This window comes from Paenibacillus sp. CB74 (assembly GCF_055687625.1).
This window is the reverse complement of record NZ_CM146009.1, coordinates 6,515,738-6,533,824: the sequence shown is the minus strand read 5'-3', so window position 1 is coordinate 6,533,824 and position 18,087 is coordinate 6,515,738. Positions and strand designations below refer to the sequence as shown.

At 45.7% G+C, this 18,087-nt stretch carries 18 protein-coding genes; 2 read left to right on the top strand and 16 right to left on the bottom strand.

The features are described 5' to 3' along the window. Positions 1-165: 165 nt before the first annotated feature. The 4 genes from ACX9NY_RS28810 to ACX9NY_RS28795 all read right to left on the bottom strand — a co-directional run bounded on the left by ACX9NY_RS28810 (position 166) and on the right by ACX9NY_RS28795 (position 3,856). Positions 166-1,251: an alkene reductase gene (locus tag ACX9NY_RS28810; RefSeq protein ID WP_472476414.1), complete on the bottom strand. Its 1,086-nt coding sequence runs from the start codon at positions 1,249-1,251 to the stop codon at positions 166-168. A gap of 63 nt (positions 1,252-1,314) precedes the next feature. Beyond that, on the bottom strand, positions 1,315-2,073 hold the full coding sequence (locus ACX9NY_RS28805; RefSeq protein ID WP_472476412.1) for an SDR family NAD(P)-dependent oxidoreductase: 759 nt from the start codon (positions 2,071-2,073) through the stop codon (positions 1,315-1,317). Between the two features lie 266 nt (positions 2,074-2,339). Continuing rightward, entirely contained in the window at positions 2,340-3,128 is a 789-nt protein-coding gene (locus ACX9NY_RS28800; protein ID WP_472476410.1) for a TrmH family RNA methyltransferase, read from the bottom strand. Positions 3,129-3,154: 26 nt separating this feature from the next. Continuing rightward, on the bottom strand, positions 3,155-3,856 hold the full coding sequence (locus ACX9NY_RS28795) for a potassium channel family protein (RefSeq protein ID WP_472479435.1): 702 nt from the start codon (positions 3,854-3,856) through the stop codon (positions 3,155-3,157). A gap of 128 nt (positions 3,857-3,984) precedes the next feature. On the opposite strand from ACX9NY_RS28795, the gene sspI reads away from it, so the two are divergent. Beyond that, the gene (gene sspI, locus ACX9NY_RS28790) at positions 3,985-4,218 is read left to right on the top strand and encodes a small acid-soluble spore protein SspI (RefSeq protein WP_036673259.1); all 234 of its coding nucleotides are present in this window, start codon (positions 3,985-3,987) and stop codon (positions 4,216-4,218) included. A 231-nt stretch (positions 4,219-4,449) separates the two neighbouring features. On the opposite strand, the gene ACX9NY_RS28785 is transcribed toward sspI, so the two are convergent. The 12 genes from ACX9NY_RS28785 to ACX9NY_RS28730 all read right to left on the bottom strand — a co-directional run bounded on the left by ACX9NY_RS28785 (position 4,450) and on the right by ACX9NY_RS28730 (position 15,102). Then, positions 4,450-6,033, bottom strand: coding sequence for a peptide chain release factor 3 (locus ACX9NY_RS28785; RefSeq protein ID WP_339237639.1), 1,584 nt, complete (start codon positions 6,031-6,033; stop codon positions 4,450-4,452). A gap of 354 nt (positions 6,034-6,387) precedes the next feature. Continuing rightward, on the bottom strand, positions 6,388-6,786 hold the full coding sequence (locus ACX9NY_RS28780; protein ID WP_024634146.1) for a DoxX family protein: 399 nt from the start codon (positions 6,784-6,786) through the stop codon (positions 6,388-6,390). Between the two features lie 354 nt (positions 6,787-7,140). Further along, positions 7,141-8,691 (bottom strand): glucose-6-phosphate dehydrogenase, encoded by a 1,551-nt coding sequence (gene zwf, locus ACX9NY_RS28775; RefSeq protein WP_472476408.1) that lies wholly within the window; start codon positions 8,689-8,691, stop codon positions 7,141-7,143. Between the two features lie 215 nt (positions 8,692-8,906). Further along, positions 8,907-9,656: a YwmB family TATA-box binding protein gene (locus ACX9NY_RS28770; protein ID WP_472476406.1), complete on the bottom strand. Its 750-nt coding sequence runs from the start codon at positions 9,654-9,656 to the stop codon at positions 8,907-8,909. A 407-nt stretch (positions 9,657-10,063) separates the two neighbouring features. Then, positions 10,064-10,732: a response regulator transcription factor gene (locus ACX9NY_RS28765; protein ID WP_091020933.1), complete on the bottom strand. Its 669-nt coding sequence runs from the start codon at positions 10,730-10,732 to the stop codon at positions 10,064-10,066. Beyond that, positions 10,674-11,789, bottom strand: coding sequence for a sensor histidine kinase (locus ACX9NY_RS28760; protein ID WP_339237647.1), 1,116 nt, complete (start codon positions 11,787-11,789; stop codon positions 10,674-10,676). Before ACX9NY_RS28760 ends, ACX9NY_RS28765 begins: the two co-directional genes overlap by 59 nt. Positions 11,790-11,820: 31 nt before the next feature. Next, complete coding sequence (liaF, locus tag ACX9NY_RS28755) at positions 11,821-12,468, bottom strand: cell wall-active antibiotics response protein LiaF (protein ID WP_472476403.1); 648 nt, start codon at positions 12,466-12,468, stop codon at positions 11,821-11,823. A 150-nt stretch (positions 12,469-12,618) separates the two neighbouring features. Next, positions 12,619-13,326 (bottom strand): PspA/IM30 family protein, encoded by a 708-nt coding sequence (locus tag ACX9NY_RS28750; protein WP_339237651.1) that lies wholly within the window; start codon positions 13,324-13,326, stop codon positions 12,619-12,621. Between the two features lies 1 nt (position 13,327). Continuing rightward, positions 13,328-13,831 (bottom strand): PspC domain-containing protein, encoded by a 504-nt coding sequence (locus ACX9NY_RS28745; protein ID WP_278298326.1) that lies wholly within the window; start codon positions 13,829-13,831, stop codon positions 13,328-13,330. A 17-nt stretch (positions 13,832-13,848) separates the two neighbouring features. Further along, positions 13,849-14,082, bottom strand: coding sequence for a PspC domain-containing protein (locus ACX9NY_RS28740; RefSeq protein WP_091020938.1), 234 nt, complete (start codon positions 14,080-14,082; stop codon positions 13,849-13,851). Positions 14,083-14,086: 4 nt separating this feature from the next. Beyond that, the gene (locus tag ACX9NY_RS28735; protein WP_062838036.1) at positions 14,087-14,758 is read right to left on the bottom strand and encodes a PspA/IM30 family protein; all 672 of its coding nucleotides are present in this window, start codon (positions 14,756-14,758) and stop codon (positions 14,087-14,089) included. A 35-nt stretch (positions 14,759-14,793) separates the two neighbouring features. Continuing rightward, on the bottom strand, positions 14,794-15,102 hold the full coding sequence (locus ACX9NY_RS28730) for a LiaF transmembrane domain-containing protein (RefSeq protein ID WP_339237657.1): 309 nt from the start codon (positions 15,100-15,102) through the stop codon (positions 14,794-14,796). A gap of 559 nt (positions 15,103-15,661) precedes the next feature. On the opposite strand from ACX9NY_RS28730, the gene ACX9NY_RS28725 reads away from it, so the two are divergent. Next, positions 15,662-18,052 (top strand): helix-turn-helix domain-containing protein, encoded by a 2,391-nt coding sequence (locus ACX9NY_RS28725; RefSeq protein WP_472476400.1) that lies wholly within the window; start codon positions 15,662-15,664, stop codon positions 18,050-18,052. Positions 18,053-18,087: the final 35 nt, after the last annotated feature.

Genomic DNA, 18,087 nt, shown 5'->3' with positions numbered 1-18,087 from the left:
ATAAAGGCGAGGTGTATGCTTCCGAAGAGCTTTCTTTCAGAAAGCTTGTAGCTTCGCTTTTTCAGGTTCTTTCTGTCCTCTACGTTATCGTGTAAATGATTCGTTCAACTGATGTAGGAACATGGCGAACAAGGTTCAGTTGTACGCCATGCTCCATGGTTGGTGCTAGTGTTGCCCCTCTTGTGACTTCAATTCATCCAACGTAGGATAATCCGTGTACCCTTTACTTCCTGAACCAAAGAAGGTTGCAGGATCTGCTTCATTCAGTGATGCACCTTGTTGAAGACGTTCCACCAAATCCGGATTGGCCAAAGACCATACACCAACCGGTACCAGATCAGCCAGACCTCGATCTATATCTGCACTGAGATCTTCTAACGTTCTTCCGGCCCGGTTGACCAACAATGGATTCTGCCAAATTGAACGAATGTCTTGGAGCAGTTCTTCATTTCCAAGATGCATAACATGAAGGTACACCAAGTCCAATTGGGCTAATTCTTTGGCAAGATAACGATAAAGTTCAGGACCTTGTTCCCCATCCTGAATTCCGCCAAGAGGTGTTCCTGGAGAGATTCGGAAGCCGGTACGTTCTGCTCCAATTTCTTCGACAACAGCTTTCGCTACTTCAATTGCAAACCGAGCACGATTTTCTATAGATCCCCCATACTCATCTGTCCGCGTATTTGAATTCTCTCCGAAGAACTGATTGATCAAATATCCATTGGCTCCATGAATTTCGACGCCATCCGCCCCTGCTTCGATCGCTGCGGCTGCTGCTTTACGGAAATCGGCGATGGTCGTTTGAATATCCTCCTGACTCAATTCCCGGGGAACGGGGATATCCTGCATCCCTGTAGCCGTAAACATTTCTACACCCGGTGCGATGGCAGATGGAGCAACCGGTTGGCGATGATGCGGGGTATTGTCGGGATGTGACATGCGACCCGCATGCATTAATTGGATGTATACATATCCGCCAGCTTCATGCACCGCATCCGTTACCTTTTTCCATCCATCAATATGCTTGTCGGTATAGATGCCAGGTGACCACAAGTACCCCTGTCCATCATCCGAGGGTTGTGTACCTTCCGTAATCAGGAGTCCCATGGTCGCACGCTGAGCATAATAAAGTGCAGCCAACTCTCCAGGTGTACCATCTTCTTGCGCCCGACTGCGTGTCATGGGTGCCATCGCTAGTCTATGAGGCAATTCCATGTTGCCAATCTTTGTTTTACTCCATATCTTTTCCAATGGGATGTACTCCTCTTCTTATTTGAGATTTGGTAAAAAGATGTATGCGTGGATGCTTCTGAATTAACTTAGTTCTGAGATCACTGGGTACATCGGAGCCGTCAGTTGGAAATCATAGTTCTGGTCTACAATCCCCACAACCACATCGTTGCGAGCATACAAATCTAACATGAAGCCCGCCATTTCTTTAGCTGTATGGTATTTGGACATATTGGCTTTGTAATCAAATCCTTCAGCATCGATTGATTTTTGTACAAACTCTGTTTCCGTGATCGCTGGTGCAAGCACCTTCGCTTTCAGTTTTGCACCTTTCAGTTCCAGTTCTTTGGCAAGACCTTCGGTGAAGGCACTAACGTAGTATTTCGATGCAGAGTAAGCAACACTGCCTACAGCAATGGCATATCCAAGTGCGGATGAGACGTTAATCAATTGAGTACCTTCGACATTCGCATAATCTCGTACATACAGTGTAGATAGGATGGTCAACGATTCGATGTTAACACGCAGCATGGTTTCTACTTTATCCAGATTCTGTTCAGCAACGAACGAACCTTCTCCAAGCCCAGCATTATTAATCCAAGTCTCGATTTCATATTCCTTCAAATCGTTATACAGTGCGTAAGCCTCTGCCGTAACAGACAGGTCACTTGTGTGAACAATAACACTCATTTTAGGATTGATACTCTGAATGGTGGATTTAAGCTCTTCCAACTTATCCAATCTTCTAGCTACCAAAATCAAGTTTTTCCCTCGTGCTGCAAACGCCAATGCCGTCTCATATCCAATCCCTGAACTTGCTCCTGTGATTACGGTATATTTCATCTTATTCTCTCCCTCGTAGCCTTTAGATTAGTATGATTCCAGTTTCGAGAATGATCATTCTCAAACGTGTAAAAAAAACAGTTAGATCTAACTTGCTGTTAGCATATCATTTCTAGAACGAACAGTAAAGAATTAATTTTTATAAAGAAGATGCTTGGAACGAACTTAAATAAGAATAAAAAAAGACTGGAAATTGGATTGCATCAATCTCCAATCCGTATCCAGCCTCTTGTACGTTCAGCTCATCAAGATATTTCCTTTACTACCTACACCATCCGCTGCCTCATCGCCTCAAACAACAAAATCGTTGCCGCCATTGCCGCGTTAAGCGACTCTGCCTGCCCCTGCATCGGAATCGTAATCGCATCATCCACCAAGCGTGCCGTAGCATCCGAGATGCCTTTGCCTTCGTTGCCAATCACAAGCCATACCGATTGCGTAAAATCATAACTATAGCAAGAATGCTCTGCCTGCAAAGAAGTACTTACCAGCTTCACATCCGCAGCCTTCGCTTCGGGAAGCAAGGACTCCAACTGGCCCTCCACAATAGGCAAATGAAACAATGATCCCATCGTCGAACGAATCGTCTTCGGGTTATATACATCCGCACAGCCTGCGCCAAGTACGACACCCGCTGCTCCAGCTGCATCCGCACTCCGAATAATCGTCCCCACATTTCCTGGGTCCTGCACCCCATCCAGTACCACAACAAGCCCGCGCGCGCCGTCAATGAGGCTTTCCAGTGGCTCACTGCCTTTACGCACAATCGCGAATACAGGCTGCGGTGTCATCGTATCCGTACATTTGGCGATAACCGCAGGAGATACACTGACCCATTCTACACGCTGTAGCGGGTTCTCAAGCCCGACCAGTTCGCTAGGTACGCCTTGCTCTCCGTCGTACACAATGCACTCCAGATCTGCTCTGGCGCGCAATGCTTCCTGTACCAGATGAATACCCTCAATGATATATTTATGTTGACGGGTACGATGCTTTTTCTCCAGCAGCTGTGCCCATTCTTTTACACGTGTATTTTGCGGTGATACAATATCCATCTTTCCATCCTTCCCATCTGCATCCATCACTTCGGATATGCAAGTTCCATTTTCGTCAAATGATCCTTGTGACCCACAATGACCAGCACATCACCAACTTCAATCCGGTCCTCCGCGTATGGCGAGATGTTCATCGAGTTCCCACTACGAATCGCCATGACGTTGCATCCAAAACGTGCACGGATGTTTAATTCCATCAGGTTTTTGCCGATCATTTGCTCGGAAGCTCTCATCTCCAGAATACTGTAATCCTCAGATAACTCAATGTAATCCAGTATGTTAGGCGAGGTCAGATGATGGGCTACGCGTAATCCCATATCCCGCTCAGGATAGATGACTTTGTCTGCTCCAATCTTCTGCAGCACCTTACCATGAAGCTCATTTTGAGCTTTTACGATCAGGACCGGTACACCCATATCTTTCAATATCAGGGTTGTCAGAATACTCGCCTGAATATCTTCACCAATTGCCACAACGACAACGTCGAAATTCCGAATGCCCAGCGCCCGCAGCGCTTCTTCATCTGTTGAATCTGCCGATACCGCATGAGTCACCACATTGGACATCTCCTGTGTCCGCTGCTCGTCCGCATCAATTGCCAGCACGTCGAATCCCATACCGCTCAGTGCATTGGCAACACTTGATCCGAACCGTCCCATGCCAATTACGGCATACTGTTTCTTGGCCATTAGGGTCTTAACCTCCCGCTGCACTTCAGCATGACGCATCATTACGGATACCCATGCTAACGTAAATAATCCTTCGTAGTATACCACAAAGCCCGATAAACTTGAATGCGCTCGCGCTTCCCAGGGAACAGTATAAGAGCAGCCGAATATACGAGGAGGGAATTGCGATGCCCATTACATTAAGCCTGCGTGAAGCGATTGTTCATAAAGTTCATGACAAGAGTGATGATCAGCTCCGGGAGATGATTGAAGGTTCAGTAGATGGACCGGAAGCTGCTTTACCTGGACTTGGCGCCATTTTCGAGATGATCTGGAAGAACACAGAACCTGCCAAGCAGGAAGAACTCATTCAAATTGCGCAGGAGCATCTGCACACCATTCCCGTTCAACCGCTTCGCTAATTGAAGCATTGAGGGGCAAGGTAACCATCAAACCGTTTGTTCTGTCTGCAAAAGAAAGCTTTCCCTTATTCGGCTGGATCATACCCGCCTCGAAGTAAGGTGTATAGCAATAGATCCCTCCGCCAACCGGCGGAGGGATCTTATTTTGTTCAAGCTTTACCTCATGATAGCAGCTTGTTACATCCAACCAACCCTTCAATGATTAGCCGGATTACGTCTGTCTGCTCGCACTTAAGGTGCAGTCTCCAGGAACTTAGCTGTAGGATTTTTATCCATAGCCGTTCTCATGGCGTACTCATTTTCGAAGAGCACGACATAATTTCCTTTTTTATCTTTCACAAGCGCAGAGTTAATCCGGAATTTGCTTGCGTCCAGATTCTCGTCCACGATCCAGCGAGCGAACTGATAAGGCATGCGCTGCAATTGCACATCTACCCCATACTCGCCTTTCATACGGTATTCAAATACCTCGAACTGCAGTTGACCAATTACGCCGAGAATCGTCTCGTCGAAACTTGCCGTCTGGAACACCTGAATAGTTCCTTCCTCCGTCAACTGGTCAATCCCTTTTTGGTACTGTTTATGTTTCAACGCATTTTTTACGGTAACTTTGGCGAAAATCTCTGGCGAGAACGTTGGCAACTCCTCAAAGACAACCTCACTGCCTTGGCTCAATGAATCGCCAATCCGGAAGATACCTGGATCGAACAAACCGATAATATCACCGGCATATGCCTCTTCGACAATATCCCGGTCTTGTGCCAGGAATTGCTGTGGCTGTGACAGCTTGATCTCTTTACCTACACGAGTATGCTTCACACTCATTCCGCGTTGGAACTTGCCTGATACAATACGCAGGAACGCAATACGATCCCGGTGTGCCGGGTTCATGTTCGCTTGAATCTTAAATACATAACCGCTGAATTTCTCATTCGTTGGCTGGATTTCTCCTGCCGTACTGCGACGTGGTTCAGGCTTCGGTGCCAGTTCCAGGAAGTTCTCCAGGAAAGTCTGCACACCAAAATTGTTAATCGCACTACCGAAGAAAATAGGCGTCAATTCGCCGCGTTGAACTTTCTCCATATCAAACGGATCTCCCGCAACGTCCAAAAGCTCCAGATCCTGAATTAACTGATCATGCAGATATTCTCCTGCCATCTCACGAATAATTGGATCTGTATAACCGTCTACTTTCTGAACTTTAATTGTCGAGTGATCGTCCCCTTGGAACAACTCCACCTGATTTTTCATCCGGTCATATACACCGCATAGTTCGCGACCTGTACCAATTGGCCAGTTCATTGGAACGGAACGAATACCCAGTACATTTTCAAGTTCTTCCATCAGGTCAAATGGGCTTTTACCCTCACGGTCGAGTTTGTTGATAAACGTAAAGATTGGAATCCCACGCTTCGCACATACCTGGAACAACTTAATCGTCTGTGCCTCGACACCCTTCGCCACGTCAATCAACATGACCGCGCTGTCGGCAGCCGTCAGTGTACGATACGTATCTTCACTGAAATCCTGGTGACCCGGTGTATCCAGAATGTTAACGCGATGGTTCAGGTAATCAAATTGCATTACGGAAGAAGTAACCGAGATCCCCCGTTGTTTCTCAATTTCCATCCAGTCACTTGTTGCGTGTTTGCTGGCTTTCCGAGCTTTTACCGTTCCCGCAAGGCGAATCGCGCCCCCGAACAGCAACAGTTTCTCAGTCAATGTAGTTTTACCCGCATCCGGGTGAGAGATAATGGCAAACGTCCGGCGTTTGTCCACTTCCTGTTGAAGAATATCATTTGCAGCTTTGCTCATAGGTTTAATCCCTTTCGTCCGTTCATTCACGTTAATCCGGCATGGCCGGTCGATCATTCAATCTTTATGCAATCCGGCGAGGCCGGTTGATTGTACACTAGTCATTTTGCATACGAGGTATTCATACACTAGATTAATTTTACACATTTACAATGGAGTTCATCCTCCTCAAATCTGTGCTTTCATCCATACCGTGAACTGCTTCTTAACCCAACTCTCCTATTGTACCATAATCTGTACCGAAAATAACCGATTACTACCGCAGATTCTTCTCTTTTCACTTGCAAAAAAAAAGCACCCTTCAGCCATAATCATGGCATCCAGGCACTCCTCATTCATTTTTATTTATCGGGTTTAGAAAATCAATGCATCCAGCGCGTACTGTCCGCCACCAGTCAGGGCCAGCGCTACACCAATCACCAGAATCGCGAGATTATATTCAAATCCGTTCTGCGTGGACCAGTAACCGTTCGCACCATGGACTTTCACAATCGCAATGACCATCGTCAATGCAATCAGAATGCCGCCTACCGGTGTAAGCAGACCCAGAGCCAGCAGCAAACCGCCACCGAATTCCGCGAGTCCAGCCAGTAAAGCCACCAATGCACCTGGCTTCATGCCCATCGACTCAAACCAGCCGCCTGTACCCTTGATTCCGTAACCTCCGAACCAACCAAACAGCTTTTGGGCCCCGTGCGCCATGAACGACAATCCAATCACCAAACGAATCAATAACAACCCTACATCCAACATCATTTTCTTTTTCCTCCATTCGATATATACAAAATAGTATTCTCAGATTAAAGATATTATGCACATTTTTTTCATGATTCTCTGTGACGAAACCCCTTCAACTGGTTTACATTTTATCTCATGAATGATCACTTATCCGAAACGTTGGCCCGGATGTAGTTTGTCATTGGCGTAACTCTTTAACTCATGTGTTGAGTATAAGTTACATACTTACTTTTTGTCAACAACTTAATTTATATTACTTATTTCCTTTTGATGGATGCCTTCCTTTTCCCCGCTAAAAAGCCTGAGTACACCGCAAAATTTGCGATACCCAGGCTCAGTCATGTTGTCTATGCTGTTAATGTCCTTACCCTACCCATTTACTTGCCAGATCACGCTGTCCTCATCCTGACCATTCACCGGCCACCAGTGGAATCCGTCCTGCTCCAGCAGCTTGTCTGTCGCTTCTGGTCCCCAGGTTCCAGCAGGGTACGTATGAAGCTCTCCCTGATTCTGTCCCCAGGCTGCTGCGATCCGATCCACAAAAGACCAGGCTGTCGCCACTTCATCCCAACGGGTAAAGTACGTAGAATCCCCTTCTGCCGCATCGTGCAGCAGACGTTCATACGCTTCAGGCGAGTTGATTCCAATCATGCAGCTCTGGCAGAAATCCATCGCGAGCGGCTGAATCTCGGAATCCGAGCCTGGTTTTTTGGCGTTGATCTTGATATATATGCCTTCCATCGGATTCACCCGAATCACGAGCAGATTCGGTTCCAATTTATACTTTTTCCCAAGATACACGTTGTTCGGCATCGACTTGAACTCTACTACGATCTCGGTCGTTTTCACCGGAAGACGCTTGCCTGTCCGAATGTAGAATGGAACACCCGCCCAGCGGAAATTATCCACGAATACACGTGCTGCAAAATAAGTCTCCGTATTCGACTGCGGATCAACCTTGTCTTCCTGGCGATATCCCAAAAGCTGCTTGCCACGGTACTCCCCTTCGGCATACTGTGCCCGCACAACGTTGTTGCTGACTTCCTCATCCGAAGTAAAGGCCCGTAATGAGCGCAATACCTTCACCTTCTCATCCCGAATGTCTTCCGGGAATAGGCGACTCGGCGGTTCCATCGCAATCATCGTTAACATCTGAAGCATATGATTCTGCCCCATATCACGCAGTGCACCAGAGTGATCATAATAACCGCCACGTTCTTCCACGCCTACTGTCTCACCGAGCGTAATCTGAACGTTGGCAATATGTTTGTTATTCCAGAGCGGTTCAAAAAAAGCATTTCCGAACCGAATGACTTCGATATTTTGCACCATTTCCTTGCCCAGATAATGATCAATCCGGTAGATTTCCTCTTCACGGAATACCTCACGAATCTGTTCATTCAGATGTTCAGCCGATTGCAGATCATAACCAAATGGTTTTTCGATCACCAAACGGTTCCAACCCCGACTTTCCAGCATACCGCCGTCCCGCAAACTGTAAGACACACTGCCAAACAACTCAGGTGCCAGTGCCAGATAGAACAGTCGGTTCCCCGGCGTGTTAAACTTCGATTCCAGATGCTCCGTTTGCGCACGCAGCTCTTTGAATCCGTCCACATTATTGATATCCAGTGCTTTGTATTCAAAATGATCGACAAAAGCGTTCCACTCATCAGGTTCCCCCGCCGGATAGCGGCAGAACTCTTTAATGGATTCATAGATGTCTTCCCGGAATTCTTCTGGGGACCTCGGACGACGTGCTACGCCAATAACCGCAAAGTCCTCGGCAAGCTTGCCTTCACGGTAAAGACTGTAGATAGCCGGAAACAGCTTCCGGCGGGCCAAATCACCCGTTGCTCCAAAAATGAAAAATACTGCACCTGGTGTCTGTACTTCATCTTGCGATTGTTTTTCAACCATGGGCTCCTCTTTCTTCCGGGAAGATAACCTATATGCTCTCCCCGAGCTATGTAATGGTGTTATATATGCACGACATACAACCGTCAATTACCAGCAAGTTCCTTCTTGGATGTGATGCCATTTTAGCATATCAACTGAACGGATGCACTATTTCCAACTGATTTTTCTAGTAAAGATTCTCACTTCACTGTCTGAATAACTAGAAAATTCCAGCCTCAATACTCAATCGTAATCACCGGAAACCCCACTGTAATTCGATTGTGCATCTCATCACCAATCTGGTGAACTGCGAGCTGCATATTCAACATATGCGATCCACTCCTAATCGACAGGGGCAGTTCAGCCGCCTCATAAGAGACACTTGCGCTGGCTACATCCGTATAACGTTCAACGGAAACGAGATCCACATTTTTGGACAGGTCTTTCTCGATCAGTGCCAACTGTTGATTCGCATCTCGTTGAATAACAGTAGCTGCCGTACCTTGTACAGACATATTCCAGCTTGCCTTCATCCCTGAGTCTACAAGCAGCTGACCGATCTGTTCATGTGCTGTCATGAATGTGTTCCGATCCGTGTGCGCATCCCCTGACAGTTGTACGATGGCGTAATAACCGTTGTCTCCTGACTCAACGACATTGACCAGTACACCTGCTTCTCCAGTAGCTTCATTGACAACCCCCTCACTGCGATACACACTATGGCCCGTCTGGCGAACCCGTACTGGTTGTTCCAGCCCCAAGTGATTAGCCAATAATACAGCCTGCGCTTGTGCATCTCCCCGGCCTTCTCCTTGCCATTTAATAACCAGACGATCCACATTATCAATCACGCTGTCAGCAGTATAGATTAACTGTTCCAGTTGGGCTGCTTGGGATTCGTTCTTCTCTGCATATACCTGTGTCACACTGATAAGAATAATGATAGCCATTGCCAATATACCTGCTGTCATCCAACGATTTAACATTTGAATCCCCCGTTCCTTCTTGCATTCTATGAATCTATCAACAGCATGCCCCTTTCCCACATCAGCTATACTTCGTCCAAACACATCAAAAAAAGCCCCACCCACCACTTACATGGCAGATCAGAGCTTTCCATTCAAACTTTTCTATCTAAATTGAACTCATCAATATTTACACTAGCCACTCCGATGACAGTACACCCTTCCAATCGCTGTTATCCCCAGATTTTTTGATTTCATTTATAAATATTAAATCCGGGGATAAAGGCAAGTGTATGCTTTCGAAGTAGCTTTCTTTCAGAAAGCTTTTGCTTCGCTTCTTCAGGTTCTTTCTGTCCTCTTATCTATTACTTCCGTACATTACTGCACGGTTCTTTGGCTTAATTATGTGATTGCATATATTCTTGTTATTACTCTGCAAGTCCGTTTTTATAAGCATAGATCGCGGCCTGTGTACGGTCGTCTACGCCCAATTTGGCCAGTAAATTCGTGACGTGAAACTTGACTGTCTTAATGCCGATGATCAGGTCATCTGCGATGTCCTGATTCGACTTGCCTTTGGCCAGCAACCGGAGCACATCCATCTCACGGTCCGTCAATTCATCATGCAAAGGAGCTGCTGCCTGTGGCTGTCGGAATCGATTCATCATTTTGGAAGCCACCTGTGACTCAAGAACGGATTGCCCGCGTGCTGCTGCGCGAATTGCATCTGCCACTTCATTGGCTCTTGATGTTTTTAACAGATAACTGAATGCGCCTGCTTCAATGACAGGATACATTTTTTCATCATCCAGGTAACTCGTCAAGACGATGACTTTGCACTCCGGATACATTTTAAGTACCTGACGTGTAGCCTCGATGCCATCCATGCCCTCCATCACCAGGTCCATCAGAACAACATCAGGCTTATATTCCTGCGCAAGCCGAATACCTTCTTCTCCACTGCCTGCTTCACCAACAACTTCAATTCCATCTTCGGTATCCAGTACCGCTGCCAGACCAATACGTACCATCTCATGATCATCCACGAGCAATACTTTGATCGACGTTTCCGTCTCCGTTTCGACTTCCGGTTCCATTGACATGTTCTTCCTCGCTTTCATCGTTCATCAAAGGTATCGTAATCTCAATCCGCGTTCCCTTACCAGGCGCTGTTACAAATTGTATGGCTCCACCAATCTCCGTAACACGTTCACGCATGTTAGCCAGACCGTAGGAGGCTTGTTTATTCTCATCCAGATCAAAGCCTTGCCCATCATCACGAATCAGTACCCGAATCGCATCTGTGCGGCGCTGGAGCCGTATCTCCATTTTTTCCGCTTTTGCATGCCGTAACGTATTGGACATAGCCTCCTGAACGATCCGAAACAGATGATTCTCGATGCCTTTGATGAGATCGATGTCTTCATCTATTTCGAGCACAATATCCATGGGTACTTTCGTTTTCAGTTCCATCACCAGATCACGCAGACCTTGTTCGAGTTGTTTGCCCTCCAGATAGACTGGCCGCAGATGTAACAATAACGCACGCATCTCGGATTGTGCTACCGAAGCCATCTCTTCAATTAAAGCCACCTGGCGCTGAGCACGTTCAAAATCCTTCTCCATCTTCCGTCCAACGGCCGTTGCTGTCATAGATATCGCGAACAATTGCTGCGATACCGCATCATGCAGTTCCCGTGCCAGTCGCTGCCGCTCTTCCACAATAGCCGTAATTCTGGCTTGTTCAGCAAGCTGTGCATTATGAGTAGACAATCGCTGGAGCGAAGATACCTGATCTTCCCACTTTTTGCCGATTCGTCCGAGTTGCTCACTTAAACGGCCCACATCATCATCGCCCAGATCAGGTACAGTGCGTGATAGAGAGCCCTTCTCCCACAGTAGAAGAGTTTCCCGCAGTAGTTCTAGCCGGCGTTTAACCCGATAACTCTGATAGAACCCAAAGACCGCTCCAATCCCAATTAGAAGCAGCAATAAGGCAAGACCCGATTGAATCAGATGACTCCAGCCTTTAAACGGAGCAAGATAACCATATGTATACAATACATACAAAATAACAGCAAGGACAATGAAAACCAGGAGGATCCCTTCACCCATACTTCGGGTTACCATGTCGGTATGTCGTTTTGTCTTCATCGGGGTCTCCTCCTTCTCTTCATCTATTTTACTACGGATTACTTATGCTTAGGTCGCCAACAATATAAGAAATAACAAATTTTGCTTTATGTTCACTGGATTCATAACCAGGAGTTCTCCATACTAATTTGTTCATCATGCCGCTATCTTGTTCACCATGAAGATTAATTCGACCGAAAAGAACCGATGCTTCAATCTCAACACCATAATCTTCTGGCAGCGTAAGGCGAACATTCCCCATAACGCCTTGCAGCAACACGATTGTTTGTTTCTCCTCCGGAATCGAAAGAGACAGATCGGCGTTAACTTCACCCATGGCGTGCCACAGACTCATACTCCGTAACGTCCAGGATGATTGATCCCAGTAGTACCGGGCCATGAAATTTTGTTTTTTCATAACTGCTTCGTCCAGATGAATCTTTTTGTTTTTTGAATAAAAATAAGCTAAAGAAGCCAGTACAATCAAAAATACAATCATTAAATTATCCAGCAATAACAGTGCCGCACCAATGCCAAGATACCGATAACCTTTCCGAGTATCTCCTTTGCGGACCTGAAGCATTCCAACCGTTAACAGAATTAGTGCGGCAGCGGTCAGCAAGTTAATATTCTGATTCACTAACATCATGGTGCCAATAATAATAATGACAACTGCTAGCCATTTACTCTTCTTATTCATCCCCGCCGCACCTCCTCTGTAAGTTTATCTTTCTTTATTCAACGGAAAAGCCATACCAGGCAATGAAGTCCTGTATGGCTTAACTTTTGTTCTACCAACCGTACATTATACACGATTTATAGAATATCATATTGTCCACGGGGCGAACAGTTATTCTTTTGAAGTTCCGTTCGCTTCATTCTTGGAACCACTGCCCATTTTGTTTTTGAGGGCTTGTAATTGCTGATCCACTTTGAACTGTTTTTCCACATCTACAGGGTTCGTGTACGTGGATGATGTGTTACGATAAGGTGCACGAGCTACGTCCGCTTCAGCTTCCAGTTGCATGATTTTCTCTTCCATGCGGTGGAATCCTAGTGATGCGCCACCACTTTCAATGGAATGCAGGCTGTTAATGGAAGACATTTGTTTTTTGGCTTTTGCCATTTGTGCACGGGATACGAGTTCATTACGTTTGTTACGCATTTTGTAGAACTCATCTTTCATGTCATGCAACTGTTGCAACAGGTCTTTTGCTTGTGCTTCGGACTGTGCATGCAGTTCATTATACTCCGTAATTTTTTGATCAAAGTAGATTTTCTCTTCAAGCAATTTGCGTGCCACTTCTTCCTGACCGTTGGCCAGAGCAGCTTCTGCTTGGGACTCACGTTGTACCGAAGTACGCTCTGCTTCGTCCAGACGTTGTTTCATGCGACGCTCATTCGCCATTTGTTTGGCAACTGTTACCTCTGCCTCATGAATCTCAGCCTCCATATCACGCAAGTACTGGTTCAACATTACAATCGGATCCTCTACCTTATCCAACATATCATTTACCGATGCTTTCGTCATATCCTTAATCCGTTTAAATACTCCCATTTTACTTTTCTCCCTTCTCGTAACGAGATAATTTTTGGCGAAGCTCTTCAACTTCTTTTTTCAGTGCTTTTTTCTCGATATCTTTCATCATGGAATCAAGTTCACTTTCTTGTGGTGCACCTGCTCCGTAGGCATTGTTGTCATAAGAACGCGGACCGGATTGAGGTCTGCTGTTGTATCCAGGGCCGGGACCGAAGTTACCAGGACCTTGTTGATTGTGATTATTTTGAAAAGGACCTCTTGGCGGCTGATGATCATAGTTGTTGTATCCTCTGCCAGGACCAGGGCCCGGGCCGTAACCATACGGATCATAAGGCGGATACGGTTCCTTTGGCACCACCAGTGCTGCAATAAAGTATATTAACAACGACGTGCCGCCAGTTACGAAGATACTGATGACGAAGATGATACGCAGCAGGGTGGAATCCATTCCAATACTTTCGGAAATTCCGCCGCACAAGCCGGTTAACATCCGGTCACGCGTTGAGCGGTATAATTTGCTCATGTTCTTGCTCCTTTCGTTTACTTGTATCCTCTTACGTTGGGATCATAAGCATATGGATCAACGTGGTTGGATTCCTTTGGTACCACCAATGCAGCGATGAAGTAGATCAACAATGAAGTACCTCCCGTAGCAAAAATACTGATGAAGAAAATGATACGCAGCAGCGTGGTGCTCAATCCGAGATTTTCAGAAATGCCGCCGATCAAACCTGTTAGCATTCGATTACGCGCCGAGCGGTATAATTTATTCATGTGACTACTCCTTTCTGTCATTGTTCAATTTCTGTCTTAGGCGCTCCAGTTCCTTATCCAGTGTGGAGGATGACATGCTGCCAGTTACTCCTGAACCATCTTGGCCCATTCGCCGGATATCCCGGAGACTTTGTGCTTCATATTCGAGATCAGAGACTTGGTCATCCAGTCGGTTAAACATACGGGGTACATTCTGACCGTTGTGATTGCCTCTCTGGTTCATACGTTGTTGTAACTGAATCGTCTGCATACGAGCGTAGTAATATTGGCGTTTGCTGTATACATTCTGATATTCAACTTTGAGCTGGTCGATCTGTTCATCTAGCTCCTGTAATGCCGCATAACTTTGTGCATACAATTCATTGTACTGTTCCATTTTTTCCTCGTGGAGAATTTTCTCCTGCAAGGCCAGCTTAGCGAGATGCTCTTCTCCTGCTTTTAGAGCCATGGACGCTTGTTCTTCCCGTTTGTTCACCATACCTGCTGCCTGATCGGCTTGTTGTTTCATTTGTCTGGTATGACTTGCATATTGATGACGAAGTTTCTCGGCTTCACCGATGTCTTGGCGGGTCGAGACCAGGAACTGATCAATCAGTTTGACTGGATCCTGACTTTGCTCCAAATGTTCGTTTAGATTGGCTACGGTAATATCCCGCATTCGACGAAATACACTCATTATGTTCTGTCCCTCCTTTTCATAATCGTGAAAGCTTAGTACCGGCGATGACGACCGCGGTTATTGCTTAGCATTGAGATACCGAAGATGATTAACCCGATCGCGATGATCGGTCCGATCAACCATGCCAGTTTTCCCATCAGTGAGATGATACCGATGATAAGAACGATCCATCCGAGCATCACATTTCCTCGCTTGACTCCGTAGTACCCCAGTGCAATCATCAGGACCGGAATCAGATAACCCATTAAGTGTCCAAGAAGTGGAGTTAACTTTCCGAAGAGGAGTAGTGCACCCAGTGCAATCAATACAATCGCCCAGCCATTTCCCTTATTCAATCTCATAATTGTTGTTCACCGCCCTTTCCATTCATTCATTTTAATGTGTTAAGTCATTTGTTCGTTTGTTTCTTGTTTTTTTGTTTCCGTGTTTCTTGTTTAACCTTATGTCCTTATTCTAGGGGAATTTGAGACTTTTCAAAACAGACCGTGGACGGTTTTTCATCCTAGACTCAGGTCGGGGATCTAGTTGGACCTTCGACTGTCCCTATATAAGACCAACGTTCCGCCCATGCTGAACAGCACTCAGGATACCTTCTATATCTCCGTATTCAGGCTACCTTTTACCCGAAATGAACCTGTAGAGAGAATGATGTCCATGTTTCTATTTACGTTCTCACTGCCATTTCGTTTCTTATGATTCCGTTTAGAAGAGTCGGACCAAGCCGTTCCTATAGTCTTTTCTGCAAGATTATCCACCAGAAATCCCTTAACACTGTTTCTATGCCCCTTTAAAAAAATTACTTTTTTATCCAAATAAACAAATTTTAGATTGTTCTATATGTAAGCGTTTACTAAAATAGAAAGTGTTACTATTACTTATGTCAGGAGTGGGACTGGAACTGTGCGACCAATCAGCTATCTCCACAAAATGATTATCTTCGGAATCCTGTTAAGCACCCTGCCCATTTTATTAACGGGAATTGCTGCATTTATCTATTCATCGAACCAATCTGAACTGCATCGTACGCAGGCCAACAGACAGTTGCTGGAACAAATGCAAGCCAACGTAGAGCACAAACTCGCTACAGTCAGTTATATGCTTGATCAGGCCGTCCGCTCTCCAGTAACTCTCAGGTCCCTGTCTACTTCTTCTTCACTACAAGGGGAAGGACCTTTACTTGCCGACAAGCTGCAGAGCGAGTTTCAACATATGAGGTCATGGGAACCTCTGCTGGATATTAGCCTGGTGAACCAATCTCAGAATTGGCTTATTGATCATGCGGGATTATATCGTAATACGGGTTTTCCACTGGCTCTTCCCATGAAGGAATTGATATCGGATACGCTAACCTCTGGGTGGCAGCTCTCCCCTTCATCGGTGTTCAGTAATGACGAGCGTTCACCCGGTACAGGCTGTATTTATCATATTGCCCTTGCGAGAACTATTCCGAATCTGAATACGTCTTCCGATGCTGCCCTCATTGCCGGAATTCCTGCATGCTCTTTGCAAAATACATTTGGAGAAGTCTCCTTAGGCAATACTGCCTCAGGACTGATCATTTTGAATCGGGAACATCGTATCTTGGTTCACCCCGATCCTGTATACATTGGACAACCGTTGTCAGCCATTGGATTACAGGATCGGGATACCGAAGCCAACATAACCAAACTATCACCCATTCCATTTTCAACAGGCTTTGAAAAACGAGAAGTTAAGATCGCGGGTACACCTTATTCCCTGACGTATAGCCCTACTACCTTAAAAGGATGGACTTATGTTCTAATCTCACCTACGAACGTGCTGACACAAGAATATATCGATATTGGATTACACACTTTGTATATCAGTGTCTTTCTGCTTTTACTTTCATTATTGCTTGCCTGGCTCGGTTCCAAACGAATGCTTGTCCCGATTCGGAAGCTCTTAACCCAACTTGGTGACAACAGGCTGTCCAAAGACGGAGGCACCTTCACTCAGCAACCAACTGAGCTGTCTGATGAGTTCGAACAGATTAGAGCAGGTGTGTCACAATTATCTGCATCTCGCTCCCAACTGGAGAACACACTCAATAAGCATCTTTTACAGATTCGCACTCATCTTATGATGAATCTGTTCCAGGGTAAAATCTCTGTTCATACTCTTCATGACACCCTGCATGAATATGGCTTCACGCGTCAGCTTCGGGAATGGCAACAAATTGCTGTTATCACACTACAGGCCGATCTCGTTAATCATACAAAATATAGTGCGAATGATCGTGACCTCCTGTTATTCGCTATTCAAAATATATTAGAGGAAACGGTGGTGCATGACCAACAATTGCTTCCCATTGTTATGGAACAAACGGTAGTCACGGTGATTGGCACCGTTGAAGAGGATCAGTTTGTTTTTTCACAGCAGCTATATGTATTAACAGACCAGTTACAACAACAAATTAACAAAATTCTAGCTCTCCAAGTTAGCATAGGCTTCAGCCAGCCGCATAACTCCTTATACCACATTCCTCAGGCTTATTTAGAGGCAATGGAGGCACTGAAGCATCGGATGAAGCTGGGCCCAGGTATTATCTTTCAGTATGAGAACATTGATCATTATGCTTCCACTTGGTCCATGACCTACCCAGAATCATTGGAATATTTGTTGATCCAAGCTATTCAAAGTGCGGATGAAGTCCAGGCACCTACTCTTCTGCAACAACTTCTTGAAGTGATCTTTGGTATGGAGTGTTCCCCAGAAGAATATCAGGTGGCTCTTACGAGGCTGCTCACGCATATTTTGCAGATGACTCAGGATTCCGGCATACGTCTCGGGCAGATCTCACAAGGCCGTGGATCGATGTTTCATGAGCTTCATCGTTTGCAGTACGCTGCTGAAGTTGAGGAATGGTTTAACCATCAAGTCATCTTGCCCGTCATTCAGGTTTTTAAAGCGAGACAGGTTGCCCAATATCAGCATATATCAGAGAAAATGATTGCCATGATTCATCAAGATTATGATAAGGATCTGACGCTTGAGCAGTGTGCCTTGAAGCTTCACTACAATGCCAACTACTTAAGTAGTGTTTTTCGTAAAGAGACAGGCTGTTCATTTAGTGAATATTTAACCAAGTACCGATTTAACATCGCTAAGAAATGGCTGGACGAAAGTGATCTAACCGTTAAAGATATCGCAGCGCGACTTAGGTACAACAATCCGCAAAATTTCATTCGGTCATTTCGTAAATATGAAGGAATTACCCCCGGTCAGTATCGTGAGCGTAAGCAGAATGCAGAACTATGCAGCAGGAAGTAAACTACGTGTTTCGTTTCGTGTCTCGTGTCGAGTTT

What these genes read in the sequence shown, in the direction of transcription:
- ACX9NY_RS28805 (WP_472476412.1), bottom strand. Translation starts at nt 2,073, where the DNA reads ATGAAATATACCGTAATCACAGGAGCAAGTTCAGGGATTGGATATGAG.
- ACX9NY_RS28800 (WP_472476410.1), bottom strand. Translation starts at nt 3,128, where the DNA reads ATGGATATTGTATCACCGCAAAATACACGTGTAAAAGAATGGGCACAG.
- ACX9NY_RS28795 (WP_472479435.1), bottom strand. Translation starts at nt 3,856, where the DNA reads ATGCGTCATGCTGAAGTGCAGCGGGAGGTTAAGACCCTAATGGCCAAG.
- sspI (WP_036673259.1), top strand. Translation starts at nt 3,985, where the DNA reads ATGCCCATTACATTAAGCCTGCGTGAAGCGATTGTTCATAAAGTTCAT.
- ACX9NY_RS28785 (WP_339237639.1), bottom strand. Translation starts at nt 6,033, where the DNA reads ATGAGCAAAGCTGCAAATGATATTCTTCAACAGGAAGTGGACAAACGC.
- ACX9NY_RS28780 (WP_024634146.1), bottom strand. Translation starts at nt 6,786, where the DNA reads ATGTTGGATGTAGGGTTGTTATTGATTCGTTTGGTGATTGGATTGTCG.
- zwf (WP_472476408.1), bottom strand. Translation starts at nt 8,691, where the DNA reads ATGGTTGAAAAACAATCGCAAGATGAAGTACAGACACCAGGTGCAGTA.
- ACX9NY_RS28770 (WP_472476406.1), bottom strand. Translation starts at nt 9,656, where the DNA reads ATGTTAAATCGTTGGATGACAGCAGGTATATTGGCAATGGCTATCATT.
- ACX9NY_RS28765 (WP_091020933.1), bottom strand. Translation starts at nt 10,732, where the DNA reads ATGGAACCGGAAGTCGAAACGGAGACGGAAACGTCGATCAAAGTATTG.
- ACX9NY_RS28760 (WP_339237647.1), bottom strand. Translation starts at nt 11,789, where the DNA reads ATGAAGACAAAACGACATACCGACATGGTAACCCGAAGTATGGGTGAA.
- liaF (WP_472476403.1), bottom strand. Translation starts at nt 12,468, where the DNA reads ATGAATAAGAAGAGTAAATGGCTAGCAGTTGTCATTATTATTATTGGC.
- ACX9NY_RS28750 (WP_339237651.1), bottom strand. Translation starts at nt 13,326, where the DNA reads ATGGGAGTATTTAAACGGATTAAGGATATGACGAAAGCATCGGTAAAT.
- ACX9NY_RS28745 (WP_278298326.1), bottom strand. Translation starts at nt 13,831, where the DNA reads ATGAGCAAATTATACCGCTCAACGCGTGACCGGATGTTAACCGGCTTG.
- ACX9NY_RS28740 (WP_091020938.1), bottom strand. Translation starts at nt 14,082, where the DNA reads ATGAATAAATTATACCGCTCGGCGCGTAATCGAATGCTAACAGGTTTG.
- ACX9NY_RS28735 (WP_062838036.1), bottom strand. Translation starts at nt 14,758, where the DNA reads ATGAGTGTATTTCGTCGAATGCGGGATATTACCGTAGCCAATCTAAAC.
- ACX9NY_RS28730 (WP_339237657.1), bottom strand. Translation starts at nt 15,102, where the DNA reads ATGAGATTGAATAAGGGAAATGGCTGGGCGATTGTATTGATTGCACTG.